Consider the following 24,265-nt stretch of genomic DNA (forward strand, 5'->3'; position numbering starts at 1 on the left):
CATCGGCCGTCGAGGGGATAAACGGGACGGCGGACGTGACAGCACTGGCGAAACTGCCGCTGGGCAACCCTTCCGACGGTCAGTCCGCCGTCGGTCGGAACGCACGGAGGACGTCTCGCTTGAGCGATTTGCTGTCGACCTCCGTGAACCCCTGCTCTTCGAACACGTGCCGCCAGTTCCGGTAGTACAGCGGAAACTCGTCGTTGACGTAGTTCACGCCGAACTCGTCGGCGGACCCGTACTCGTCGTCTCCCTCGACCTCCGCCGTGAGGAGCAGGTCGTCGGTGATGCGAGCCAGTTCGCCGAACACCCACTCGTCGTCCGGGTGGATGTGTTGCAGCGTCTCGACGGAGTAGACGACGTCGAACTGACCGTCGTCGAACTCCGTGACGACGTCCTCGATGGCGTCGAGGTAGAAGGTTCCCCGTTCGGCGAGGTCGGGGTAGGTCCGCTCCATCACGGCGAAGGCGTCCTCGTTCACGTCGATGCCGTGCAGGTTCTCGTAGCCGTGTTCGAGGAGATGCGAGAGATGCCGACCCGAGCTGCAGCCGAGTTCCAGGACGGCCGCGTCGGGTTCGACGGAGGAGTCACAGTAGACGCGAACGAGTTCGCTCTTCTCGTCCGGGCCGTAGTAGGCGTAGTAGTCCGGAGAGTACTCTCCCGACCGTTCTGCCCACTCTCGGCGAACTTCGTTAGAATTCACTAGTAACGAGTCGAGGGCCGACGGTAAAACCCCGTCGGCTGCGAGAAAGCGGCCGCCGCCACGCCGCCGAGGCGTCGCTCACCGAGGCGGGTCTCCACCCGCCGGTGTCGGTCGGGTGTATCCCAAAAGCGCGGCTTTCCGCCCTCGCTTTCGCCGCCCTGTTCCAGACGTCCTCCGTGGGCTCGGTTCGACGATTGAAGCCCTCTCAGGACCTCTTACAGCCGTTCGAGGTTCGCCGCTCGTGGGCCCTTCTCGGACTCCTCGATGTCGAACTCCACTTCCTGTCCCTCTTCGAGATCGGGGCCGCCGACGTCTTCCATGTGGAAGAACACGTCGTCGTCGATCTCGTCCGTCTCGATGAAACCGTAGCCTGCGTTGTCGTTGAAGAAGTCGACCGTACCGGTTGCCATTGTGTTAAACTCCACTGTCCACCAGTGGCCCTAATTGCATATAACTGCTGGTTCGTCGAGCGCCTCGTGAGCCGCGGTTGGCGGTCCCGGACGACAGCTATACGGGGTGTGTCCGCCATCGTTCGGACGTGATGGACGCGACCGAAACCGTGACCGAACTCGCGGCGGCCGTCGGCGACGCCGACACCGTCGTCGCGTTCACGGGCGCGGGCGTCAGCACCGCCTCGGGCGTCCCGGATTTCCGCGGCGAGTCGGGCGTCTGGAACCGGTTCGACCCCGAGAACTTCCACTACGACCGCTTCCGGAGCGACCCCGCCGGCTTCTGGGCGGACCGTGTCGACCTCCACGAGACGATGTTCGGCGAGGATATCGCGCCGAACGCGGCTCACGAGGCGCTCGACGACCTCGCCGCCGCCGGCCGCCTCGACGCCGTCGTCACGCAGAACACCGACGGTCTGCACGTCGGCACCCCCGCCGACCTCGTCGAACTCCACGGTAACGCCGACCGCGTCGCCTGCGAAACCTGCGGCGAGCGGTTCGACGCCGGACCGGTTCACGAACGGGTGCGCGCGGGTGAGGAACGACCGCCGCGCTGCGACGCCGACGACTGCGACGGTCTGCTGAAGCCCGACGTGGTGCTGTTCGGCGAGCGCCTCCCCGAGACGGACCTCTCGATGGCCCGGTTGTGGGCGAAACGCGCCGACGTCTTCCTCGCCGTCGGGTCGTCGCTGACGGTCGAACCGGCGGCGTCGCTCCCCCGCATCGCGTCGCGCTCCGGCGCGACCACGGCGGTCGTCAACCTCGACCCGACGCCGTTCGACGAGCGCGCGGCGTTCGTCCTCCGGCGCGACGTGACCGACGTCCTCCCCGCGCTCGTGGACCGGGTGGTCTCCGGATAGCCGGCGTCCCTCCGGTGACGGCTCGGACTGCTCGTCAGATACATGAGACTCGGACTCCAACTACGGGTATGAGCGAGACATCCCGTAGCGCGACGTTCGGCGGCGGCTGTTTCTGGTGTACCGAAGCGGCGATGAAGGAACTCGACGGGGTCGCGTCCGTCACCTCGGGGTACGCCGGCGGTCACGTCGAGAACCCGTCCTACAGGCAGGTCTGCTCGGGCGACACCGGCCACGCGGAGGTCGTCCAGGTCGAGTACGACCCCGAGGTCATCACCTACGACGAGCTACTGGAGGTGTTTTTCGCCACCCACGACCCGACCCAGCTCAACCGCCAGGGTCCGGACGTCGGCACGCAGTACCGCTCCATCGTCCTCTACCACGACGACGACCAGCGCGAGCAGGTCGAGGCGTACGTCGAGGCGTTAGACGAGGAGTACGACGACGACGTGGTGACGGAAATCGAGCCGCTGGAGACGTTCTACCGCGCGGAGGAGAACCACCAGGACTACTTCGAGAAGAATCCCAACGACGCGTACTGCCAGATGCACGCCGCGCCGAAGGTCGAGAAGGTGCGCGAGAAGTTCCAGCAGAAGCTGAAACAGGCCTGAAGGCCCGGGTCAGCTACCGGAGCACGTTCCGTCGGGAGGCCGGGGCGAAACGAGCGTGCATTCGCTCGGCGACGGTCGACGCGCGATAGCCCGTTGGACGCCCGGACCGTCGGTCACGAGGGAATCGTCTCCAGGAATCTCGCGGGGTCGTCGTGGAAGCAGTCTCCGACGACGACAGCGTCGGCACCGGCGTCCAAGATTTCCCGCGTCCGGCGTTCGCCGTCGATACCGCCACCGTAGAGGAGCACCGTGTCGTCGAGGTGCGTCGCCGCCGCCTCCACGTCGTCGGGGCCGCCGTAGGTTCCCGAGTACTCGAGATAGAACACGGGAAAGCCGTAGAAGGCCTCCGTCGCCAGCGCAGCACCCGCCACCTCTTCGCCCGTGTAGGGTTCGTCGGCGCCCGTGACGTCCGCTGCCGTCGACGCCGGGTTCTGAACGACGTATCCCTCGCCGACGATTTCGTTCGTCATCCGCGAGACGGCGTCGAGGCCTTTCGACGCGATGAGGTCGCCGAGAACGGGTAGCCCGGTTCCGAGCACCTCCTCCGGTTTGCTCCCGACCTCGGTGAAGAGGTCCACGTGCTTCCCGACGAAGTGCTCCCTGTCACCGTTGTAGACCGCGGGGACGGCGAGGTGGTCCGCCGCTTCCATCGTGTCCGTGGAGACGTGGCTCGAACTGTACGGCTCCTGCAACACCGGTTTCTCCGGGAACCGTCGCTTGATGGCCCGAATCGTGTCGAGCGTGTTCTCCGCCGTGACCCCGTCGGACCCTCCGACCATCACCGCGTCCGTCCGGTCGAGGACCCCGAGGTCCGGTGGGAGGTCCTTCGCCGGGTCGGCTTTCGTGACGTGTGTTATCTCGTCCCAGCGCAGTTTCATACGTGTCGAACCGAACCCGAGGGAGTAAAGGTTGAGGTTCTCCCGTTCGTCGGATTTCGGCAGTGCGGGACTCTCTCGACGGGTCGAGAGAAACGCTTATGCTCGAAGACGTTCACGATAGTACGTTACGTATGGCGTCTCCCGGTCACCTCGCCAGCGCGGTCGTGTTCGGCCTCGTCCTCGTCGGCGTGGTCGTCGCGCTCGCTCGCTCGTTCGACTGGCGGGTCGCCGGTCCGGCGCGTCCCGCCCGCGCTGCGCGGGACCGCCGCGACGGCTTCGACGCGGTCGCGGACGCAGCCCGGAGCCCCGTCGCGTGGCTCGTCGGATTCCTGGCGCTCGCGCTCGGAGGAGCGGCGGCCGCCGTCGTGCTCGTCGGGGGCGCAACGGGCCCGGTCCGCCAGGGGGTGTGGCTTGCCCTCGGTCTCGTCACCGCCGCCGTGTTCGGCGGCTACGTCTTCTGGGGGACCTACCAGTCCGCCCGCTCCCGGGGAATCGGGAGCGCGACCGCCGTGCTCGCGGGACTGTGGCTGCTCGGCAGCCTGTTCGTCGTCGCCGTGATCGTCCGGCTGGTGATGACGTGACGCCCCGAAACTCGCACGCTCGCCGTGATAGAGAGAAACTATTTTAACAGTGCTGACGTATGGAGCACGTTAGCAAGGCAGGGCACCCATGATAGACATCACGATGGACATGGAGCAGTACGACTGCCCGTTCATCGACACGTCCGACGACCACGGCGTGACCTACTCGGCCATCCACTGGGACTTCGACCGGGGGGCGCGGGAACTGGAAACTCGGCTGGTGGTCGAGGGCGACGACCGGGGGGAGCTCGATTCCGGGCTACAGTCGCTCCAGGACCACGACAACATGCGCGATTGCTCGCTGCTCTCCAAGCAGGACGACGTCGCCCACATCAGGACGACCATCGGCGAAACCGACGCGATGCGGGCCATCCGCGACCACGACGGCTACATCACCGGCCCGTTCTACATCGAGGACGGCAGCGAACTGTGGCACGTCGGTTTCGACCACGAGGACACCGCCGACGGTGCCCTCTCGGAACTGGAGTGGAACAACGAGTTCGACGTGGTCTCCCGCGAGTCGACCGACGTCACGGACCTCCAGTCGCTCGTCCAGAACGCGGGCGCGGCGATGACGCTCATCGAGGGCTGTCGCGACCTCTCCGACGTGGAGCGCGAGACCCTCGAAACCGCCGTCTCGGACGGCTACTTCCAGAGTCCGCGGTCGGCGACGCTCGGCGCCCTCGCCGACGAGTTCGGCGTCTCCAAGCCGGCCGTCTCCAAGAACCTCCGGCGCGGCCAGCGCAAGATGATAGAACGCGTCGTCGAGGCGCTGGACGAACTGGAGGAGTAGGTCACTCGTACGTCAGTGTCATCCCTCCGTCGACGGTGAGGTCGCCGCCGTTCAGGTGGCCGGCGTGTTTCGAGAAGCCGAAGACGAAGAGGTTGCCGACCTCCAGGGGCGTCATCATCTCCGACGCCCGGGACTGCCCGAGCATCACGTCCTCGACCACCTCGTCCACCGAGATGCCGCGCTGCTCGGCCGTGTCCGGAATCTGGTCCGTCACGAGCGGCGTCTTCACGTAGCCCGTGCTGACCGAGAACGAGCGGACGTTCCCGTCGCCCTCGGCGGCGATGGACTGCGTGAGCCCCCGGATGCCGAACTTCGCGACGTTGTACGCCACCTTGTCGCTGGTGACGTAGTGGCCGTGGACGGAGGCCATGTTGCCGACGCATCCCGTCCCGTCCTCGCTGGCCCGCATGTGGGGGAGACACTCCTTCGCGAGCAGGAACGGCGCGCGGACCATCACGTCCTGGAGGCGGTCGAACCGCTCCGCCGGGAACGCCTCGATGGGGTCGACGTGCTGGAGTCCGGCGACGTTCGCGAGGTACTTCACCGTCCCCTCGTCCGCGGCGGCGTCGACGACGGCCGCTATCTCGTCGGCGTCCGTCAGGTCGGCGGCGACCGTCGCCACGCGCCCGTCGACGTCGCAGTCGGCGACGCGCTCGGCGGTCCCGTCGAGACCCGCCTCGTCCACGTCGGTCCCGAGCACGGTCAGGCCGTTCGCGGCGAGCGCGAACGCCGTGGCGCGCCCGATGCCGGAGGCCGCGCCGGTGACGATGGCGACGTTGTCCGCGGCGAAGCGGTCGTCGTCGACGTACAGTACCTCGTCGGGGTCGAGTTCCGGCGGTTCCACGCGGTCGGAGTCGTCTGGCATGGTCGTCCCGACGCGCGCCAGCGGCGAGAAGCGTCGGGTTGACATGTGAACGAAGGATGCGCTCGCCGACCGGGACCCCGAAGACGGCCCGGAGATACAAACGGCTCTCCGTCGTACTCGGTGGGGACGCGGTGAGAACCGATGCGCGTGCTCGTCGTACCGGAGCTATACCGGCCAGGAGACGCCAGCAGCAGCGGGACGCTCAGCGACGCGGTGACGTGGGTCGAACAGTGGCTCCGTCGCGACGAGCGTCTCCACGTCTACTGGCTGCTGCCGCCCCGCGAGCGAGCGGGCTACGACCGCGCGGACGCGCCGGTCGAGCGGGCGCTGGACGACCTCGCCGGTACGTCGGACGCCGGGTTCGCGCTGGACGAACTGGTCGCACGCACCGCGGAGTACACCGCCGACGGCCGCCCCGTCACGGACCGTGAGACGTACTCCCGTACCGACGCGCTGTACGCGCTCCGGAACCTGGGCTACGAGGACAGCGGAGCGGGAGAGCCCCCCGAGTTCGTCCGGACCGGCCGATGGGCGTGACCGTCGTCCCCGGTGGCCGACGACCCTAACCCGGCGCGGTTCGAACCGGCGAACGTGGTCAACGCGTTCTGGCTGGACCGCGACCTCGCGCAGGCCGCCCGGTGGCTCGTGGACAGCCACGTCACCAGCAGCGTCTTCGAGTGTTCGATGGTGCTCACGACCGCCGTCCAGTTGCGGGGGTACGGCGACGAGGCGGAACGCGAGGACCTCTACTTCACGCACGCCGACCATCCTCTCACCCAGTGGGCCGCACGCGCACACGAGAACTGGCGGTACCTCTACGAGTACACGGCCCGCGCCCACGAGGAGTGGCAGTACCGCTGGGACCACGAACCGGACGACCGCCACGGCTCGTGGGAGACCGTCCTGGGACTCGACTGCGAACGCGTCGCCGCCCTCGACTGGCCCGGCACCCCCGGCGACCCGCCGCAGGTGACCGGCGAGTGGACGGCCGACGACTACGTCGACGCCTACCGGCGATACTACGCCAACGAGAAGCGCGACCTCTTCGAGTGGCGCAAGGACCGCGCCGCGCCGCCGTGGCTGGACGAGTACCGGGTCGCCGACGGGTCCGCGGGCGAGTCCGCCGAGTAGCGTCCGACGCGACGTCCGAGCGGCGTCGCTCCGTCGACGGGGCGCGTCGAAAAACGGACGATTGGTCGCCGGACGTCCGCGTAAATCGGTCGTTTCCGCTCGAAAGCGGGATTGATTCGGCTGAACCCGACGCTATCGACGGTGACGATGACCGGGGTTGACGGGTTCGCCCGTCGGAGTCGTGGCGGGGGATGGGAATGACCGACGAACGCAACGAGGAACGCGACGCGACCGACGGAGCGGTCAGCAGACGCACCGTCCTGAAGGGCACGACCGCCGCGGGGGTCGCCGGGGGCCTGCTCCCGGGTCAGGTCAGCGGCCACCCGAAGCCTCGAACGATAACCGTGAAAGCACTGACCGTGCCCGCCAGATACAGGTTCACGGTCAGCGGCGAAGTGGCGAGGCGACCGAGCGCGGGAGCGTCGGACGAGATACGGAACCACCGGACGGTCCTCGGACGGATAGACACCCGGGGGGAAATCGACGAGTTCGCGTTCTCGGGGGAGGTCACCTCCTTCGAGACGCTGAAAGGCGACGTCGACGTCGTCGTCGACGGGAAGAGGGTCGAGACGAAGAGAACGAAGAAAGCGAAGGAGCCGGCCCTGCCGAACGGAATCACGATACAGGCGGAAGGCGACGACGTCAGCTACCGGTTCCGGGTGACGGGACGGGTCAGGAAAGGACCAAACGCGGACGGCGGCGACTCCGTCGTCGACGGTACGACGGTCAGCGGTGCCGTCGGCGGACGCGGCACCGACGACTACCGCTACTCCGGGTCGCTCGTCTTCGACTCCACGGAGGGGCCGCTGACGGTCACGCTCGAACTCGACCAGTAAGCCGGTCCGACGACCGGACGAGGACCGACGCGGCCGGGTCACCCGGGCGTGGTCGTTCCGGCGGTTTCTTCGAGCGACTCGCGCAGTTCGACGATTCGTCGTTCGAGGTCGGTGAGGGCCTCGGGAGTGAGGTCGTGTTCTTCGCGCGCGGTCGCGGGGAGTCTCCCGGCCTCGACGGCGGTCTCGTTGACGCGCCGATGCAGCACCGCGCTCCGCGTCTCGAGTCCGTCCAGCCACCGTCGAACCGTCTCCTCGCCGACGGCGTCGTTCCGCCGTCGTTCGCCCAGTTGCCGACGGCAGTCCCCGAGCGTCTCCAGCCGTTCCTCGATGCGTTCGCGCTCGTCGGAGACGATGTCGGCCCGTTCCTCGACCGTCGTGGCGTTGGCGAGTCTGGCGTCGAACCAGCGGTCGTTTATCTGCGTCTCGACCGCCGACTCCTGTGCCCCGACCACGTCGGCGAGTTGCTCTCCCGGTTCGCTCGTGACGGTGCCCTCGCGCAGTAACTCCGCGCAGGACCGCTCCTGTGCGACCGTGGTCGGCGTCGTGGCGGCGAGCAGGACCCCGACGACGAACCAGAGGACCAGTGTTCGTCGCATCGCCCGTCGATACGCCGTCATCGATGAAATACACCGACGATAGTCCGGGCGAGTAAGCTGGCTGTACCGTCCGTTTCGCGCGGGTTAGTCGCCATCGTCCGCGAGCGACAGCACGTTCTCCCGTCCGAGCCGGAAACTCTCTATCGTTCCGTCCTCCCGGAGTCGCGTGACGACCTGGCTGGTCTTCGCCTCGGTCCAGCCGAGTTCCTCGACGACCGCCTGCTGTTTCGCCCGCCCCCCGCGGCGTTCGAGAACGTCGACGACCCGTTCCTCGTTGCTCAACAGCTCCGGGTCGGGGTCGTCGGTCGGTCCGTCGTCGGAGGCGAGTCGTCGCACCGCCTGGAGCGGCGTGGTTCCGCGACGCCGATACAGCCCCCAGAAGCCACCGACGACCGTCGTGAGCGCGACGAGCACGAGGGCGATTCCGAGTCTGTGGCGGGCGAATCCGGTCGACCTGGCCATCTCCATCCGCGGCTCGCGCGGACCGAAGTCGACCGGCCCGCGCCAGACGACGGCGTCCTTCCGGCGGGCGTCGGCCGGCGGGCGCACCTCGGCCAGTTCGTATCCGCTCGGCCACGACACCAGCATCCGTTCGTTCCTGTCGAGGAAGAACCCCGAGAGGGCGTCGCCGACCCGGATGCGGTCGCCGGTCACGGCCGCGAACCCGTGCCACGTGAACCGGTAGACGACGACGCCGTACGTCCTGGGGAGCCGTCGCACCTCGCTCTCGACGCCGAAGTTGGTCCCGGCCATCTCGCGACCGGTGGCGTTCTCGGCGGCCGCGATGGTCACGCGGATACCGTCGAAGAAGCTTCGGCTGTACGCCGTCCGGTTCGAGCGGATGTCCCGCTGGAGGTGCTCGAACGCCGCGGTGATGTTCGGGTCGTCGAGTCGGGTTCGATACTCGATGCGCCACTGCGCCGTCCCGTTTTCCGCCACGTCGACCCGGATGAAGACGCTGTCTCGTTCGATGTCGACGGTCCCCGTCGTGGCCGCGTCGACTCCGTCGACGCGCTCCGCGCGAACGGTCCTGCTCGCCAGCACGCTCCCGGCGACGACGCTCCCGACGACGAGCACGAGAAGCGAGACGCTGACTAGCCGACCCCCCATTTCCCCTGCCGAGATAGGTCGCTGGTGCCAAAGAACGTACTGCTTCCGGACTGTCGGCTGACACGTGTGCGTGCGTGGCCACGAACCCCGGCGGTCCGGGACGTTCGGACGGTTCGGGGCGAACGGTCGTCCCCCGCCGAATCGGCGGTCGCGTCGGCAGCGTGCCGTCGCTCGTGCGACCGGGACCGCTCCGTCGCAGGGGTCCGGCCCCCCGGAGTTAATTTTTCGCGGTGCGCCCCCGGGAGATGGGCCAGGATTTAGACGCTCGGCATGCTACTGCGTACATGGCCGACAGCCATCCGGCTGCCGGGTCCGATGGGGGGCCGGGCGACGCGGTGACGTTACGAGACGTGCGAAAGACGTACCAGCTCGGAGAAGAAGTTCACGCGCTCGACGGGGTGACGCTGTCGATTCCCCGGGGTTCGTACACGGCGGTGATGGGCCCCAGCGGGTCGGGCAAGAGTACGCTTCTGAATCTCATCGGCTGTCTCGACACGCCGACGGACGGGACCGTCTACGTCAACGACCGGGAGGTGACGGAACTGTCCGAAAACGAACGCACGACCGTCAGGGGGGAAGAGGTCGGGTTCGTCTTCCAGACGTTCAACCTGATGCCACGGCTCACCGCCGTCGAGAACGTCGCGCTTCCGCTCGTGTTCCGGGGAGTCGGACGGTCGGAGCGCCGGGACCGGGCGCGGGAGCTGCTGTACCGCGTCGGTCTCCGGGGCCGGGAGGACCACCGTCCGAACGAACTCTCCGGCGGGCAGCGCCAGCGGGTCGCCCTCGCCCGTGCGCTCGTCAACGACCCCGCCATCATCCTCGCCGACGAGCCGACGGGGAACCTGGACAGCGACACCGGTCGCCAGATAATGGGCCTGTTCCAGGAGTTCCACGACGACGGCAACACCATCCTCATGGTGAGCCACGAACGTCACATCTCCGAACACGCCGAGCGCATCGTCCACCTGCTGGACGGTCAAATCGAGGAGATAGAGGAGGTCGAGACGCCGCGCCGGGTCGAGGAGGCGCGCTGATGGACCCGGCGGAGACGCTGCGGATGAGCCTCCGCGCCATCGGGAGCCACCGGATTCGGTCGTCGCTGTCGGCGTTCGGCATCGTCATCGGCATCGCCGCCGTCGTCACGCTGGCCACGCTGGGGACGAGCCTCCAGGCCGACATCGTCTCCCAGGTCGCGGGCGACAGCGCACCGAACATGTACGTCTGGGCCGGCCAGTCGAACGGCCAGCCCGGGGCGTCCGCCCAGCCCGTGTTCACCAGCCACGACGTCACCGCGATTCGCTCGCTGGACGGGGTGGCGGACGTCGTACCGCGGGGCTTCGTCGCCACCGCCTCGGTCACGTACCGGGGGAACACGGTGAGCCAGAGCAACGTCGTCGCCACCACGCCGGCCAAGTTCGACGGTCAGGAGTTCGCGGCCGGCGGCCCGTTCGAGCAGGGGAGCCGGCAGGTCGTGCTCAACCCGCTCGCGGCGCGGATGTTCGACCGGACTGCGTCGGTCGGCGACCGGGTGACCGTTCGCCTCTCCGACGGCCGCCGTGTCGAGGCGACGGTGGCCGGCGTCCTCAACAGTTCGCAGGGAACCGACCAGTTCGAGGGCCAGTCGAGCGTGCCCCGGGTGTACGTGCCGACGGACCCCTTCTACGGGCAGACGGTCGAGAGCCCCTCGCAGGGGGGAGACCAGCGCGCCTATCCGCTGTTGACCGTGGTCGCCGAGGATCACGAGGACGTTCCGGTGGCCAAGCGGCAGGTGCGGCGCTACCTCCGGCGGAACTCGGACGCCGCGACGCTCCGCCCGGACGCGTACTCGTTCCACGTTCGGACCGACGAGGACCTCGTGGAGCAGGTGCGCGAGATACTGAACACGCTGACGACGTTCGTCACGAGCATCGCCGTCGTCTCGCTGGTCGTCGCGTCGCTCGGCATCGCCAACGTCATGCTGGTGTCGGTGACGGAGCGGACGCGGGAGATCGGCATCATGAAAGCGGTGGGCGCGCAGAACAGCGACGTGCTCCAGCTGTTCCTGCTGGAGGCGGTGCTGCTCGGCGTCTTCGGCTCGCTGTTCGGCGTCGCGCTCGGCGCGCTCGGTGGCTACCTCGCCACCGAGTACGTCGGGTTGCCGCTGGTGTTCGCCGTCGAGTGGGTGCCCATCGCCGTCGTCGTCGGTATCGGCGTTGGCGTCGTGACCGGACTGTATCCCGCCTGGAGCGCCGCCCGCGTCGACCCCATCGACGCGCTGCGCTACGAGTGACCCTGTCGCGTCGACGCCCCTCCGCCGTGGGAGAGACGCGCAGGAATCACCCCCCGGAGCCTACTCTCGTAGAAGCGTTCCAGCGAGTCGACGGTCGACTCCCAGCTGAAGTTCCGGCAGGCGTGCGTTCGGCTGGCACCGCCCGCGGCCCGCAGTCTCTCGTCCGGGAGGTCGAGCCACGAGTCCAGTCGGTCGGCGAGCGCGTCGGTCTCGTTCGACTCTGTTGAATATACAGAAAGCTATCCAGATAGATTTCTAGAATTTCAGTCCCACGCCCTATCGTGGCAAGTGACAACTACCACTCAAGAATAGTATCAATTTTTAGGGGTGGAGTACGATAGACGACCAAGAAGTCCTGACAATGACGGATCAAATCCGGGTGCTGCACGTGGACCCTCTGTCCGACACGGGCGCGCCGCCCGCGGAACTCGACGGTCAATCGGGTGATATGTCGGTGACCAGCGCTACGGGGCAGACGGCCCTGGACGCGCTTGCGGAGGGGACGGTCGACTGCGTCATCAGCGGGTACGCGCTCCCGGAGGGTGACGGTCTCGCGCTACTGGAGCGGGTTCGGGACCGCCAGCCCGACCTGCCGTTCGTCCTCTGTACCACTTCGGGGGACGAACGCGTCGCGGCCGACGCCGTTGCGGCCGGCGTGACGGGGTACGTCCCGGCCGACACCGACGGGGACCGCGTCGACGCGGTTCTCGCGGAGGTTCGCCGTTCGGTGACCGACCGCAGTCGGCCGCGACGGAAGTTCGACCGCTACCGTTCCATCGTCCAGGCGATGGGCGACGGAGTGTACACGCTGGACCGGTCGGGGACCATCACCGCGGTCAACGATACGCTCAAGAACCTCTCCGGCTACGACCGGGAGGAACTCGTCGGCGAGCACGTCTCGGTACTGCTGGGCGAGAGGGACGTCGCCGAGGGCGAACGGCTCATCCGCGACCTCCTGTGCGACGACGAGCGGGACGTGGGGAAACTACCGATGACCCTCCACACGGCCGACGGAGCGTCGATTCCCTGCGAGACGCGCATCGGACTCCTCAACGACGGCGACCGGTTCCGCGGCACGGTCGGAGTGCTCCGGAGCATCGCCGAACACGAGGACATCAAACGACAGTTGCGCGACGAGAAGCAGAAGACGGAGGAACTCCACGAGATCGCCTCCGAGATGGTGGCCTGCCAGACCGCCGACGAGATATACGACCTGACCGTCGAGGCTGCCGAGGGCATCCTGGAGTTCGACATCTGCGGCGTCGACGTCGTCGAGGACGGCTACATCGTGCCGAAAGCAATCTCGACGGGGATGACCGACGACGGCTACACCGAACTCGAAGCCGACGAGGGCATCGCCGGCCAGACGATACAGAACGGCGAGTCGTACGTCATCGACGACGTGCGAGAGGTGGAGGACGCTAGCCCGGCGCAGTCGGAGTACCGCTCGCTCGTCAGCGTCCCGCTGGGCGAGATGGGCGTCTTCCAGGCGGGGTCCCGGGAGGTGGGCGCGTTCGACGACGACGACGTGGAGCTGATAGAACTCCTGCTCTCGCACGCCGTCGAGGCGCTACGACGCATCCGCTCGCAGGAGGCACTCCGGGAGAGCGAGGAGAAGTATCGCACCCTCGTCGAACAGAGCCACGACGCCATCTACATCTACCGCGACGGGGAGTTCCTGTTCGTCAACCAGCGCGTGTGCGAGCTCACCGGCTACTCGCGGTCGGAGCTGTACGAGATGCAGGTCTGGGACGTGTTGCATCCGGACGAGCGCGAGCGCGTCAAGCGCATCGCCCGCCAGCGCATCGAGGGCACTCACCCGCCCCACTACGAGGCGCGCATCGTGACCAAGGCGGGGAGCGTGCGCTACATGGAGTTCTCGGTGCGCGTCATCAGCTACGAGGGCGAGATGGCCCACCTCGGCTCCGCGCGCGACGTGACCGAACGGAAGGCCCGAAAGGAGGAACTCGAACGCCAGAACGAGCGACTCGAGGAGTTCGCGAGCGTCGTCTCCCACGACCTTCGGAATCCGCTGAACGTCGCGCAGGGTCACCTCGAACTCGCCCGCGAGCGCGACGAGGACCGTCACTTCGAGAAGACCGCCGGCGCGCTCGCCCGGATGGAAGACCTCATCCGCGACCTGCTGACGCTGGCTCGACAGGGGCAGGTGGTCAGCGAGACGGAACCGGTGGAGCTGGAACCGGTGGTCCGTCAGGCCTGGGCGACCGTCGAGACCGAGGAGGGCTCGCTCGTCGTCGAGGACTCGGTCGAGGTCGAGGCGGACGAGGGACGGCTCACGGAACTGTTAGAGAACCTGTTCCGCAACGCGGTCGAACACGCCGGTCCCGCCCCGACGGTCCGCGTCGGCCGGCTCGACGACGCGAGTGCGGAGCGACCGCCGCGAACTGACGACGCGGACGCCGACTCCCCGGACGGGTCCGACGCCGGCTCGTCAGCGTCGGGCGAGGACGGGGCTCCTCGGGGAACGAACCGGACCGAGGCCGGGTTCTACGTCGCCGACGACGGTCCGGGCATTCCGCCGGAGCAGCGCGAGGCCGTCTTCGAGCACGGTCACACCACCGCGGCGGACGGCTCGGGTCTTGGCCTCTCCATCGTGAAAGGCATCGCGGAGGCTCACGGATGGACGATAGAGGTCCGTGAGAGCGACAGCGGCGGTGCGCGTTTCGAGATTCGTTCCGCGTAGCGAGCGCCCCGAACTGCGTTACTCCGACCGCTTCCAGCGCCCGGGTTCCTCGCCGTGGAACTCGCCCTTGGCCCGTCGTCCGGTCGGCCAGAACGTGACCGCGACCACGACGACGAAGAAGACTGCCACGACGCCGGCGACGGTTTCGCCGGGGACGCCGGAGACGGACGCGGTCTCCGTCCACGGCTCTCCCGGCGTGAAGAGCGTGATTCGGAAGACCCACGCCCCTCCGAGGAGGAGATAGAGCAGGAAGTAGACGCGTCGGAGTCGGCGCGACAGCGCCTCCAGGTACGACACCTTCAGCGTCGGCCTACGGAGGTCGGTGCCGAGTTCCTTCCGCCACTCGTCGACCGGCGTCCCCGCAGGGTCGAAGGTGTTCGCGAACACGTTCTCCTCCAGGAGGCGAACGCGCGCCCGGGTCGCGTCGTAGATGCGATACCGGCGAACGTCGAAGAGCAGGAACGCCGAGACGGCGACGATTCCTATCAGCAGGAGGTACGCGGTCACGTCGCCGCCCTGGAACGCGAGCGCGAGCACCGCCGTCACGACGGCTATGGCCCAGTCGACGGTGAGGTCCAGGCGGTCCATGAGGCTGTTCGCCTGCGCGACCTCGCCGCGGTAGTAGTGGGGCAGCATGGAGAGGAACTTCTCGTGGTCGGTCGCCGCCTCGCTGGCTACGTCTCGCTCCTCTGGCTCGGTCGAATCGAAATCCTCTGGGTTGACGTCGGAGTCCGACATCACGCTCTCTACCACATCGACTCGATTAACTCTCCGCCTCGGTTCCGAGCGTCGGACGGTCGTAGCGAACGCCGAGGGCGACGGAGGCCCCGTCGCCTACCGCTCCCACCGGAATCCGGTCGCGTCCTCCGGTGCGGGCGCGTCGAGCGGACTCGACGGGAGACCCGGCGACGGCTCGGGGTCGTTGTACGCTCGCGGCGCGACGTCGTTCGGCGCGTCGGGATAGAACAGCGCGGCGAGCAACTGGATCTGGCCGCGGCCGACGCCGAGTTCGAACTGTCCGCCGCCGTACGTACGGACGTCCCGGCGGTCGCAGTACTCCAGCGTCTCCAGCAGCGAGGCGACGCTGCCGAACCGGGAGGGCTTGACGTTCAGCCAGTCCGGCTCGAACGGCAGCGCTTCGACGCTCTCGACGCCGTGGATGGGGGCGTCCCAGGCGATTCGCTCGCGCGCGGCGTCGAGCACGTCGGCCGTCTCGTCGGTGTACGCCGGGTCCTCGACGAGCGCGTCCGGCAGGCCGTCGCGCACCCGACGGTAGAGGTCGGCGTCCGGTCGCTGGTTCACCTCCGCGTCGCCGTACTGGGCTTTCACGTCGACGACGCGTACCGCGCCGGTGTCGGCGAGGTCGGCGACGAGGTCGTCGGTCCACTCCGAGGTCGCGTCGAGTTTGAACTCCAGTTCCGGGTCGTGCTCCAGCCAGCGCTCGACGCGGTCGGTGGTCGGCGGGTCGCCCAGTCCCATGCTCGTGACGAACCGCACCGCGTTCGGCTCGCGGTCCAGCGCGTCGGCCAGGCGCTCGCCGGCCTGCCGGAGCGCCAGGTCGAGCGCGGCACTCTCGAATCCCCAGCGGCGGTAGTCGCGAAAGTCCTCGCGGCCGGGTTCCGTCGGAAAGAGGTCCAGTTCGCCGACCGTCCGGGAGAACTCGTCGAACTCGTACTCGCCCGAGAGGTCGAGGTCGGCGTCGGGAAGCGAACGCTGGTCGTCCTCGTCGTAGGTCACGTCCTCGCCGCGGCCGGTCGCGCCCTCGCCGTGCAGGACGATCTCGGTCGTGACGCGGGTGAACCCGCTGGAGGTATCGCGCTCGTGCTGGTCGAACTCGACGCCGTCGACGACCAGCGGCAGGTCGGCTATCCGGTCGTAGAGTGCCATGGTGGACCGTCGGCGGGCGAACAGTTAATTCCGGGTGCCGGCCCGGAGGGACTACTCGGCCGGCGTCAGTTCGACCTCGCTGGCCTGGAAGTCCTCGACGAACGCCCCCTCGCCGCCGACGCTGTACGTCCCCGCTTCGGTCTCGACGACGAGCGCGTTCTCGACCGGGAAGGAACTGGTCGTCGGCTCTATCAGCGACTGCCGAACGTCGACGACGACGCCGTCGAGTTCGCTGGCGGCGTCCTCGTCGTACAGCGGGTGGCCGGTCACGCGAGCGCGAATCTCCGTGCCGGAGCGGAGGTGAAGCGACGCCTGCAGGACCGCCTGACGAAAGTTCCGGAAGGTGGCGGGCAGCGCCATCGGTTCGGCGGTGTACACCTCCGCCGCCATCGGGAGGTAGTTGCCGAGGAACGACCCGACGATGACCGGGGTGAGCTGTTCCTGCGCGAAGACGATGGCCTGGGTCGGGCTGTTGGATTGGGAGAGCAGCTCGCCGGGGGCGACGAGGCCGTCCGTCTGGTTGACGGTCAGCATCGTCGGCATCGGCTGGTCCCAGGCGCGGGCGACCGAGGCCAGTCCGTCGAGGTCGACCGCCTCGTCCGGGTCGACGCCGGTGACGAGCAGGAGTACGAGCACGTCGCGCTCGACTGCCTCACGGAGTTCGTCGGCGACCTCGTCGAGCAGGCGGTAGGGTATCGCGAGCGTCACCTCGGTGTCGGCGCGCGACAACAGTTCCGAGATGCGCTTGAGGACGGTGACGCGGGACTTGACGACCTCGAACCGCTCGGTCCGGGAGTCCGTCCGCGAGAACCGCGAGTCCAGCGCCGGTCGCATCTCTTCCAGGTCGTCGGTCAGCGCGCCCACGACGTCCTCCGGCGAGTTCGCCCGTATCGTCGTCGGGACGGCGTGGTTGTTCACCTCGACGAAGCCCCTGTCGGACAGCGTCTCGGCGATGCTGTAGACGTACCGCTTGGAGACGCCCGCCTCGTCCGCGATGGTGCTCGCTTTCGCCTCCCCGAGTTCCAGGATGGTCAGGTAGGTGTCCACTTCCTTGTCGGAGAACCCGAACCGCTGTAGCTGGTCCTCGAGCGACGCGTCGTCCATACCGGGGGTTGCGACCGGCCGATACTTACATCACCCGATGGCCGGCGTTCGGTCTCACCGCGCTCGCAGGACGACGGCGTCGCGGACCCGGACCGCGTCCGCTCGCTCGCCGGCGCTGGCGTCGGCCCCGGCGAGCAGGTCACGGGAATCGACGGCCCGCTCGGGCGTCACCGTGGCCGGTTCCGCGCCGAAGTTCAGGACGACGACGAGCCGTTCGTCGTCACCCGTGCGCTCGTAGGCGACGACGCGCCCGGGGTCGCCGGCGTGGACGTCGCACGCGACGCGCTCGACGCCGGCGGCGCGCAGCGCCGGACGGTCGTTTCGGAGTTCGACGAGGCGGCGATGGAACTCGGTCAGCGAGGCGTCGCCGTCGTGCCAGCGCATCGTCCCGCGCTGCTCGGGGACGCCGCGCTCCTGGCCGTAGTAGATCATCGGCGCGCCGGGGAGCGTGAACGTCGCGGCCGCGGCGGGTCGCAGCGTCCCCTCGTCGCACTCGGTCGCGTAGCGGTCCTCGTCGTGGTTCTCGACGTAGCGCATGTGGACCGCCTCGTCGGGGTAGCCGACGCGCGGGGAGTCCTCGAGCGCGTCGAAGAGGGCGCTCGCCGGCGCGTCGCCGGTGCCGACGTCGCGCAGCGCGTCGTAGAGGTCGGTGTCGTAGTGGACGTCGAACTCGTTCTCGCGGAAGTCGGCGTCCCGCGGGACCGTCTCGTCGAGCAACAGGAAGTCGTCGTCGCGGGCCTTCAGTCGCTCGCGGACCTCCTTCCAGAAGCCGTGCGGAACGCCCCACGCGACGTCGCAGCGGAAGCCGTCGACGACCGGCGCCCACTCGTCGACGACGTCGAGCATCCACTCGCGGACGGCCAGCGAGTCGTAGTTCACGTTCGGTATCTGCGTCCAGGTGAAGTAGTGGCCCGGCGCGTCGTCGCCGGCCCAGTCGACGTCCGACGCGTCCCGGTCGGCGGGGACGCGCTCGTAGCGGTCGGCGTACTCGGGGACGCCGGCGCGGTGCAACTGGAAGGCGGGGTGGTCCCGCGAGGTGTGGTTGACGACGAGGTCGAAGACGACCCGTATGTCGGCCTCGTGGAAGCGCTCGACGAGCGACGCGAACTCCTCCCGGGTGCCGAGGTCCGCGGCGGTGTCGAAGAAGTCGGTGATGTGGTAGCCGTGCCGGGTGGGACTCGCCAGAACGGGGGTGAGCCAGACGACGTCGACGCCGAGCGACTCGATGTAGGGGACGCGTCGCTCTATCTCCTCGAACGTGGTGTCGACGGTCTCGCCAGCGAACTCGCGGACGAATATCTCGTAGATGGTCGCGTCGCGGACCCAGTCCGGCGCGTCGGCGGGCCGCTCGAAGGAGACCTCGTCACCGTCGCGAATCGTCAGCGTGTCGGCGACGCCGTGGCGGACCGCGTTCGAGTCGTCTCGCCCGGCGACGGGGACGGCGTGGACACGGGACAGAACCGGGAGCGCGTCGCGAGGAACCCGCAGTTCGTCGCCGTCGACGGTCACGTCCTCGCGCGCGAGCGCGTCCCGGTCGTCGAGGTGGAACTCCACGTCGGGGTCCGCGCCGTCGGGGGCGGCCCGGGCCGTCGCGGTGACGACCACCGCCTCCCCCTCCCGTCGGCCGTCGAGACGGACGCGGGGCCGTCCCGGCCCCTCGACGGTGGTTTCGGCGGTGGCGAAGGGGTCGAACTCGTCGTCGAAGGCGAAGATGGCCTCGTGGTCGCCCGGCGGCAGCGCCGCGTCGAGAACCCACTCGTCGCCCTCGCGCTCGGCGCGGTGGACCCCCATCGTGAAGTCGTTGAACGCGCCGATGACGGTAGCGTGGTCGACGTCCCGGACGTCCCCGTCCACGTCGTCCGCGGCGACGGTGAACCGCGCCTCGCGGCGGGGGTCGGGGAACGCCCGCACCGTCTGTTCGTGAGCGCCGTCGGGCGCGTCGAGTTCGACCCGGTAGGTGCCGGGGACGTCCGGCGCGAGGTGGACGACCGGGCCGTCACCGACGGTCGCCGTGCTCTCTGCGGGCCTGTCCGTGACGCGCCACCGGTAGGTCGCCGACGGGTCGGGAGCGCGCGGTGCCAGTTCGACCGATTCGCCGACGTGGAGGAATCGCGGCGGTCCTGGATGTGGCATACTCCCACGGTTGCTGGTGGCGGCTTTTACCCTTTCGGATTGTGGAGAATTTGTGAACTACAATTTCACCACAGTTATTAGTAGGGGGGCGTGTACGTCTCGGCCAATGCAACTCCGCGACGCGCTGAACGACTACAAACGCCACCGGGACGACAGCACGCGGTTTCCCGGTGAGCGACGGACGACGACCGGTCGGTTCTCCGGCCGTGACGGACGGCTGGTCCACGTCGACGAGGACGGAGCGGTCCGGGACTTCAGCTACCCGCTCGTCGGGTTGACCGGCGTCGCTCGCTCGCGGTTCGGCGTCCGCCCCGCGAACGAGGACGATGCCGAGACGACGTGGTTCGACGCCGCGGTCGACCAGCGGTACCACGACCGCACGGCGCTCGTCGTCACCGACCACGAGACCGTCCACGGCCGCGTGACCCAGTACGACCTCACCGTCGACGGCGTTCACGTCACGCACGTCGACGCGAGCGACGCCGACGAGGCGCTCGACGTGGTCGCCGGCTTCGGGTTCGCCCCCGACGGCCGCGACACGCGCATCGCACAACTGCACCACGGCGACGCGGTCGAGGTGTACCACGCCGAGGAGGCCGACTTCCTCGCGAGCGCGACCGGGTTCGAGGCCGTCCGGGGGTCGGCGTTCGGCGGGTTCCCGGAACTGCTCGAGGAGACGCCCGCCGAGTACCCCCGGGCCGGTCGGCGGAACCCCTACGACGAGGACCTGCTGAGCGGCGACGTGGTCGGCGTTATCCCGACCGAGGACGGGACGGCGACGCTGGCGACGCTGCTGACGAGTCGCGAGGAGACGCCCCGAGACGACGCGCTCGATGCGGTCCGGACGGCCGCCGCCCGCGACGCCGCGGCGCTCGAACGCGCGGCCGAAGCGCAGGTCGACGACCCCGTCGACGCCGACCGACCGCACGCGGCGGCCATCGCCGCCGACCGCCGCGTCCTCTCCCTGCTCACCGGTCGGTCGGGCCTGCGCATCGCCGCCCCCGACTTCGACCCGTACTACGCCCACTCCGGCGGCTACGGCTACTCGTGGTTCCGCGACGACGCCGAGATATCGCGGTTCCTCCTGGAGGCGGACCGCCACTTCGGCCTCGGACTCGACGACTGGCACGACCGCAGCGCGGCGGTGTACGCCGAGACGCAACTCGACGACGGCACCTGGCCGCACCGGGTCTGGCCGTTCGACGCCTCGCTGGCCCCGGGCTGGGCCAACGGCCGGATGGAGGCCGGCGACGGGCTCAACTACCAGGCCGACCAGACGGGGAGCGTCACGACCTACGTGGCGGCCTACGACGAGGGCGGAAACTACGGCGACGTGCTGGCGCGGGCGCTCGACGGCCTCGACGCCACCCTGGCCGACGACGGCCGACCGGTCGCCTGCCAGAACGCGTGGGAGGACATGTCCGGTCGGTTCGCCCACACGGCCGCCACCTTCCTCGAAGCCTACTCCGCGCTGGCGGCGACCGACCCCGACGACGTCGCGGACCGCGCGGCCGACCGCGCCCGCGAGGTGTACGACGCGCTCGACGACCTCTGGGTCGACGACCGCGGCGTCTACGCCCTGCGCGAGTACGCTGACCACCACGAGGACGCGGGCGAACTCGACGAACGGGTCGACTCCGCCACGCTCGCCCTCGTCGGGGCCCACCGCGCGTACGACCGGGTCGGCGACGTGGACGACGAACGGCTGGACCGACTCGTCTCGCACGTCGAGACGGTCGTCGACGAACTGTTCCACGACCCCGACGGACCGGTCGCCGGCCTCGTGCGGTACGAGGGCGACGGCTGGCGGCGGCGCGAACAGGACGGCGAGAAGATATGGACGGTCTCGACGGCGTGGGGAGCCAACGCGGCCGGGACGCTCGCCGCGATGCTCGCGGACCGCGGCGACGACCGCGCCGACGCGATGGCCGCGACGGCGCGAGACTTGCTCGCGCTCGTCCTCCCGGACGGACCGCTCTGTCTCGACAGCGGGTACCTCCCCGAACAGGTGTTCGACGACGGCACGCCGGACAGCGCGACGCCGCTCGGGTGGCCCCACGCGCTGCGACTGGCGACGGTGGCCCTGCTCGACGAGTACGACTTCCTCGAAGAACGGACGGTCGCGGCGGACGACTAAACCGTCGCGGCGGTGCGTTCCCGCTCGCCGTCGAACAGGAGCGACTCGCCGCTCTCGGAGTCGAACAGGTGGACGTCCGACTCGTCGAACGTCACGTAGATGACCTCGCCCGGTTCCGGCTCTATCCCGGAGGCGACCCTGGCGATGAACTCCTCGCCGAGGTCGAGGTGGAGGTAGTTGTCGCTCCCGACGGGTTCGACGACTTCGACGGTGGTCCCGATGCCGTCCCGGTCGTCGACGACGGCGACGTTCTCGGGGCGGATTCCGAGGCGCGCTCGCTGCACGCCGGCGTCGGCGACGCGGTCGGCGCGCTCGCCGGTCAGCGAGTACGCGAACCGGTCCCCGTTCCTGAGCGTGACGCCGTCGCCGGCGTCCTCGACCGTCACGTCGACGTTGTTCATCGACGGCGACCCGACGAACCCGCCGACGAACTCGCTTCTCGGGTTCGCGTACACGTCGCTGGGTCGACCCGTCTGCTGGAGGACGCCGTCGTTCATGATGGCGAGGCGGTCGCCCATCGTCATCGCCTCCTCCTGGTCGTGGGTCACGTAAATGGAGGTGATGCCGAGTTCCTCCTGCAGTCGCTGGATCTCCGTCCGCATGCTCGTCCGGAGCTTCGCGTCGAGGTTCGACAGCGGTTCGTCGAACAGGAACACGTCCGGTTCGCGGACGATGGCGCGGCCGAGCGCGACGCGCTGTTTCTGCCCGCCGGAGAGTTCGCTCGGCTTGTCGTCCAGCAGGTCGTCGATGCCCATCATCGTCGCCGTCTCGTCGACCTTCTCGTGGCGTTCGTCTTCGTCCATGTCCGTGCTCATCCGGAGGCCGAACGCCATGTTCTGCCGGACGGTCTTGTGAGGGTACAGCGCGTAGTTCTGGAACACCATCGCCACGTCGCGGTGGCGCGCGTGCACGTCGGTGACATCCTCGCCGTCGATGCGGATCGAGCCCGACGTCGGCTGTTCCAGCCCCGCAATCATCCTGAGCGTCGTCGACTTCCCGCACCCGGACGGGCCGACGACGGTGACGAACTCCCCGTCCTCGACGGTCAGGGACACGTCGTCGACCGCGACGATCTGTCCGCTGTCGAACTCCTTTCTGAGATTATCGAGCGTTACAGTTGCCATTTGACGGTATCTCTTGACGACGGAATATAGTTCTTGCCCTCAATATTCGATTCGTGAGGTATAATTACGTAGTAGTTTGATGGTCGAGGTGCTCGCCGGAATCGGGCCGCGACGCTACGGTCGATGTCCGCCGGCCCTGGTCGGCGGCACCGCCCGTCGAGGCCGTCCTGTCGGCCGAGCGCTCGTGTCCCGGTCCAGTGGTGCGCGTTGGTCAACCCCATGATTTAAGTCGTGAACGAATAATACATCGTTATTCCATGACAATGGATCGTAGAACCGTGCTCAAGCACGTCGGCGGTGCGGCCGGTATCGCGGCACTGGCGGGCTGTACCAGCGTCCAGGAAAGCAACTCCGACGGCACGACCGATTCCGGCGAGTCGTCCGGCAAGGCGAAGGCGTGGTACTCGCTCCCCGAGACGGAGATGCCCCAGCGCAAGCAGGCCATCAAGTCGTTCAACCAGCAATCCCCACACACGATAAAGGGCGCGGACATCTCCGAGATGGAGAAGAAGACGACGAGCACCATCCCCGCCGGACAGGGGCCGAAGACCTTCGAATGGGCCCACGACTGGGTCGGCGACTACTACGAGCGCGGCTTCGTCGTCGACCAGAGCGACGCGGTCGACGTGAGCCTCGACCAGTTCATCGGCCCGGCCAGGGAGGCCATCCAGTACGAGGGCAACCTCGTCGGCCTCCCGCACGACGCCGAGACGGTGACGCTCATCTACAACACCGACGTCGTCGACTCGCCGCCGGAGACGGTCTCGGACATGGTCTCGACCATGGAGGAGTACCACGCCCCGAAACAGAACAAATACGGCCTGAGCTACCCCTTCGACCCCTACTTCACCAGTGCGTGGCTCCAGGCGTTCGGCGGGTACTACTTCGACCCGAACGAAGACCCGATGCTCGGCGTTGACAAGAAGGAGACGGTCCGCGGCCTGAAGTTCGCACTCGACAACTTCGCGCCGTACATGCCGGACGACGCCAAGTACGAGACCCAGGCCGCCCCCTTCGCCGACGGCAACGCCGCGTTCGCCATCAACGGCCCCTGGTATCTCGCCACGCTCAACGACAAGGACGTGAACTACGGGGTCACGACGCTCCCCACCGTCGACGGTGGCGAGCCCAAACCTTACACGGGCATCACCATGTGGTACTTCTCGAAGGGCATGAAACAGGGCGGCGCGGACACGAAGGCCGCCCGGAAGTTCATCGAGTGGTACGCGACCAACGAGGACCTCATCCGCAAGCGCGCCGAGAAACAGGGTGCCATCCCCGTGCTCGACAGTCTCGTCGGCAGCGACGACCTGCCGAGCCAGGTGACGGCCTTCTCGAAGAGCGTCGACCAGGGGACGCCGATGCCGACCCACCCGAAGATGAACAAGGTCTGGCCGCCGATGAAGACCGCGCTCACCAAGGCGTTCAACGGCGACGCCAGCCCGGAAGCGGCGCTGAACCAGGCCGCCAAGACCATCCGGAACAAGTGGGGGTAGC

The 24,265-nt window shown here is 68.4% G+C and carries 23 protein-coding genes; 12 read left to right on the forward strand and 11 right to left on the reverse strand.

All coding sequences use genetic code 11. The annotated features are described in order from the left end of the window. Window positions 1-79: 79 nt before the first annotated feature. Both ACTF4R_RS12665 and ACTF4R_RS12670 read right to left on the reverse strand, forming a co-directional pair. Window positions 80-703: a class I SAM-dependent methyltransferase gene (locus ACTF4R_RS12665; protein WP_440008253.1), complete on the reverse strand. Its 624-nt coding sequence runs from the start codon at window positions 701-703 to the stop codon at window positions 80-82. Window positions 704-918: 215 nt separating this feature from the next. Further along, on the reverse strand, window positions 919-1,113 hold the full coding sequence (locus tag ACTF4R_RS12670; RefSeq protein ID WP_113276377.1) for a cold-shock protein: 195 nt from the start codon (window positions 1,111-1,113) through the stop codon (window positions 919-921). 131 nt (window positions 1,114-1,244) lie between these two features. Between ACTF4R_RS12670 and ACTF4R_RS12675 the strand changes: the two genes are divergently transcribed. Together ACTF4R_RS12675 and msrA are read left to right on the forward strand one after the other, a co-directional pair. Next, entirely contained in the window at window positions 1,245-2,012 is a 768-nt protein-coding gene (locus tag ACTF4R_RS12675; protein ID WP_440008254.1) for an SIR2 family NAD-dependent protein deacylase, read from the forward strand. Between the two features lie 68 nt (window positions 2,013-2,080). Further along, the gene (gene msrA, locus ACTF4R_RS12680; RefSeq protein ID WP_440008255.1) at window positions 2,081-2,620 is read left to right on the forward strand and encodes a peptide-methionine (S)-S-oxide reductase MsrA; all 540 of its coding nucleotides are present in this window, start codon (window positions 2,081-2,083) and stop codon (window positions 2,618-2,620) included. A gap of 113 nt (window positions 2,621-2,733) precedes the next feature. Here the strand turns inward: msrA and ACTF4R_RS12685 are convergent, their stop codons facing one another. Then, window positions 2,734-3,498: a geranylgeranylglyceryl/heptaprenylglyceryl phosphate synthase gene (locus tag ACTF4R_RS12685; protein WP_440008256.1), complete on the reverse strand. Its 765-nt coding sequence runs from the start codon at window positions 3,496-3,498 to the stop codon at window positions 2,734-2,736. 131 nt (window positions 3,499-3,629) lie between these two features. On the opposite strand from ACTF4R_RS12685, the gene ACTF4R_RS12690 reads away from it, so the two are divergent. Both ACTF4R_RS12690 and ACTF4R_RS12695 read left to right on the forward strand, forming a co-directional pair. Beyond that, window positions 3,630-4,079 (forward strand): hypothetical protein, encoded by a 450-nt coding sequence (locus ACTF4R_RS12690; protein ID WP_440008257.1) that lies wholly within the window; start codon window positions 3,630-3,632, stop codon window positions 4,077-4,079. A gap of 88 nt (window positions 4,080-4,167) precedes the next feature. Continuing rightward, the gene (locus ACTF4R_RS12695; protein ID WP_433632397.1) at window positions 4,168-4,872 is read left to right on the forward strand and encodes a helix-turn-helix domain-containing protein; all 705 of its coding nucleotides are present in this window, start codon (window positions 4,168-4,170) and stop codon (window positions 4,870-4,872) included. A 1-nt stretch (window position 4,873) separates the two neighbouring features. On the opposite strand, the gene ACTF4R_RS12700 is transcribed toward ACTF4R_RS12695, so the two are convergent. Then, window positions 4,874-5,737 carry an SDR family oxidoreductase gene (locus ACTF4R_RS12700; protein ID WP_440008258.1) on the reverse strand — a complete coding sequence of 288 codons (864 nt, stop codon included), beginning with the start codon at window positions 5,735-5,737 and terminating at the stop codon, window positions 4,874-4,876. Between the two features lie 141 nt (window positions 5,738-5,878). Between ACTF4R_RS12700 and ACTF4R_RS12705 the strand changes: the two genes are divergently transcribed. From ACTF4R_RS12705 to ACTF4R_RS12715, 3 genes are all read left to right on the forward strand, one after another. Then, window positions 5,879-6,274 carry a hypothetical protein gene (locus ACTF4R_RS12705; protein ID WP_440008259.1) on the forward strand — a complete coding sequence of 132 codons (396 nt, stop codon included), beginning with the start codon at window positions 5,879-5,881 and terminating at the stop codon, window positions 6,272-6,274. Window positions 6,275-6,286: 12 nt separating this feature from the next. Continuing rightward, a complete protein-coding gene (locus ACTF4R_RS12710) occupies window positions 6,287-6,868 on the forward strand; it encodes a hypothetical protein (RefSeq protein ID WP_440008260.1) in 582 nt (193 codons plus the stop codon). A gap of 197 nt (window positions 6,869-7,065) precedes the next feature. Further along, window positions 7,066-7,704: a twin-arginine translocation signal domain-containing protein gene (locus ACTF4R_RS12715; protein WP_440008261.1), complete on the forward strand. Its 639-nt coding sequence runs from the start codon at window positions 7,066-7,068 to the stop codon at window positions 7,702-7,704. A 38-nt stretch (window positions 7,705-7,742) separates the two neighbouring features. Here the strand turns inward: ACTF4R_RS12715 and ACTF4R_RS12720 are convergent, their stop codons facing one another. Together ACTF4R_RS12720 and ACTF4R_RS12725 are read right to left on the reverse strand one after the other, a co-directional pair. Beyond that, entirely contained in the window at window positions 7,743-8,300 is a 558-nt protein-coding gene (locus ACTF4R_RS12720; protein WP_440008262.1) for a hypothetical protein, read from the reverse strand. 84 nt (window positions 8,301-8,384) lie between these two features. After that, window positions 8,385-9,410: a helix-turn-helix transcriptional regulator gene (locus ACTF4R_RS12725; RefSeq protein ID WP_440008263.1), complete on the reverse strand. Its 1,026-nt coding sequence runs from the start codon at window positions 9,408-9,410 to the stop codon at window positions 8,385-8,387. Window positions 9,411-9,694: 284 nt separating this feature from the next. On the opposite strand from ACTF4R_RS12725, the gene ACTF4R_RS12730 reads away from it, so the two are divergent. The 3 genes from ACTF4R_RS12730 (at window position 9,695) to ACTF4R_RS12740 (ending at window position 14,383) form a co-directional block, all read left to right on the forward strand. After that, the gene (locus ACTF4R_RS12730; protein ID WP_440008264.1) at window positions 9,695-10,444 is read left to right on the forward strand and encodes an ABC transporter ATP-binding protein; all 750 of its coding nucleotides are present in this window, start codon (window positions 9,695-9,697) and stop codon (window positions 10,442-10,444) included. Further along, window positions 10,444-11,679 (forward strand): ABC transporter permease, encoded by a 1,236-nt coding sequence (locus ACTF4R_RS12735; RefSeq protein WP_440008265.1) that lies wholly within the window; start codon window positions 10,444-10,446, stop codon window positions 11,677-11,679. The genes ACTF4R_RS12730 and ACTF4R_RS12735 overlap by 1 nt, the downstream gene beginning before the upstream one ends. 448 nt (window positions 11,680-12,127) lie before the next feature. Next, a complete protein-coding gene (locus ACTF4R_RS12740) occupies window positions 12,128-14,383 on the forward strand; it encodes a PAS domain S-box protein (RefSeq protein ID WP_440008266.1) in 2,256 nt (751 codons plus the stop codon). Between the two features lie 18 nt (window positions 14,384-14,401). On the opposite strand, the gene ACTF4R_RS12745 is transcribed toward ACTF4R_RS12740, so the two are convergent. The 4 genes from ACTF4R_RS12745 to ACTF4R_RS12760 all read right to left on the reverse strand — a co-directional run bounded on the left by ACTF4R_RS12745 (window position 14,402) and on the right by ACTF4R_RS12760 (window position 19,507). After that, window positions 14,402-15,121, reverse strand: coding sequence for a DUF2270 domain-containing protein (locus ACTF4R_RS12745; RefSeq protein WP_440008267.1), 720 nt, complete (start codon window positions 15,119-15,121; stop codon window positions 14,402-14,404). Between the two features lie 96 nt (window positions 15,122-15,217). Next, complete coding sequence (locus ACTF4R_RS12750) at window positions 15,218-16,270, reverse strand: enolase-like domain-containing protein (protein ID WP_440008268.1); 1,053 nt, start codon at window positions 16,268-16,270, stop codon at window positions 15,218-15,220. Window positions 16,271-16,321: 51 nt separating this feature from the next. Beyond that, window positions 16,322-17,374: a TrmB family transcriptional regulator gene (locus tag ACTF4R_RS12755; protein ID WP_440008269.1), complete on the reverse strand. Its 1,053-nt coding sequence runs from the start codon at window positions 17,372-17,374 to the stop codon at window positions 16,322-16,324. A gap of 54 nt (window positions 17,375-17,428) precedes the next feature. Beyond that, window positions 17,429-19,507, reverse strand: a complete 2,079-nt coding sequence (locus ACTF4R_RS12760; protein WP_440008270.1) for an alpha-amylase family glycosyl hydrolase — start codon at window positions 19,505-19,507, stop codon at window positions 17,429-17,431. A gap of 106 nt (window positions 19,508-19,613) precedes the next feature. Here ACTF4R_RS12760 and ACTF4R_RS12765 point away from each other — a divergent pair, with 106 nt between their 5' ends. After that, complete coding sequence (locus ACTF4R_RS12765; protein ID WP_440008271.1) at window positions 19,614-21,644, forward strand: DUF7997 domain-containing protein; 2,031 nt, start codon at window positions 19,614-19,616, stop codon at window positions 21,642-21,644. On the opposite strand, the gene ACTF4R_RS12770 is transcribed toward ACTF4R_RS12765, so the two are convergent. Next, window positions 21,641-22,768, reverse strand: a complete 1,128-nt coding sequence (locus tag ACTF4R_RS12770; protein ID WP_440008272.1) for an ABC transporter ATP-binding protein — start codon at window positions 22,766-22,768, stop codon at window positions 21,641-21,643. The genes ACTF4R_RS12765 and ACTF4R_RS12770 overlap by 4 nt on opposite strands. A gap of 257 nt (window positions 22,769-23,025) precedes the next feature. Between ACTF4R_RS12770 and ACTF4R_RS12775 the strand changes: the two genes are divergently transcribed. After that, entirely contained in the window at window positions 23,026-24,264 is a 1,239-nt protein-coding gene (locus tag ACTF4R_RS12775; RefSeq protein WP_440008273.1) for an extracellular solute-binding protein, read from the forward strand. Window position 24,265 lies beyond the last annotated feature (1 nt).

It is taken from the genome of Halomicrococcus pelagicus (genome assembly GCF_051917725.1).
In the GTDB taxonomy this organism is placed as follows: Archaea; Halobacteriota; Halobacteria; order Halobacteriales; family Haladaptataceae; genus Halomicrococcus.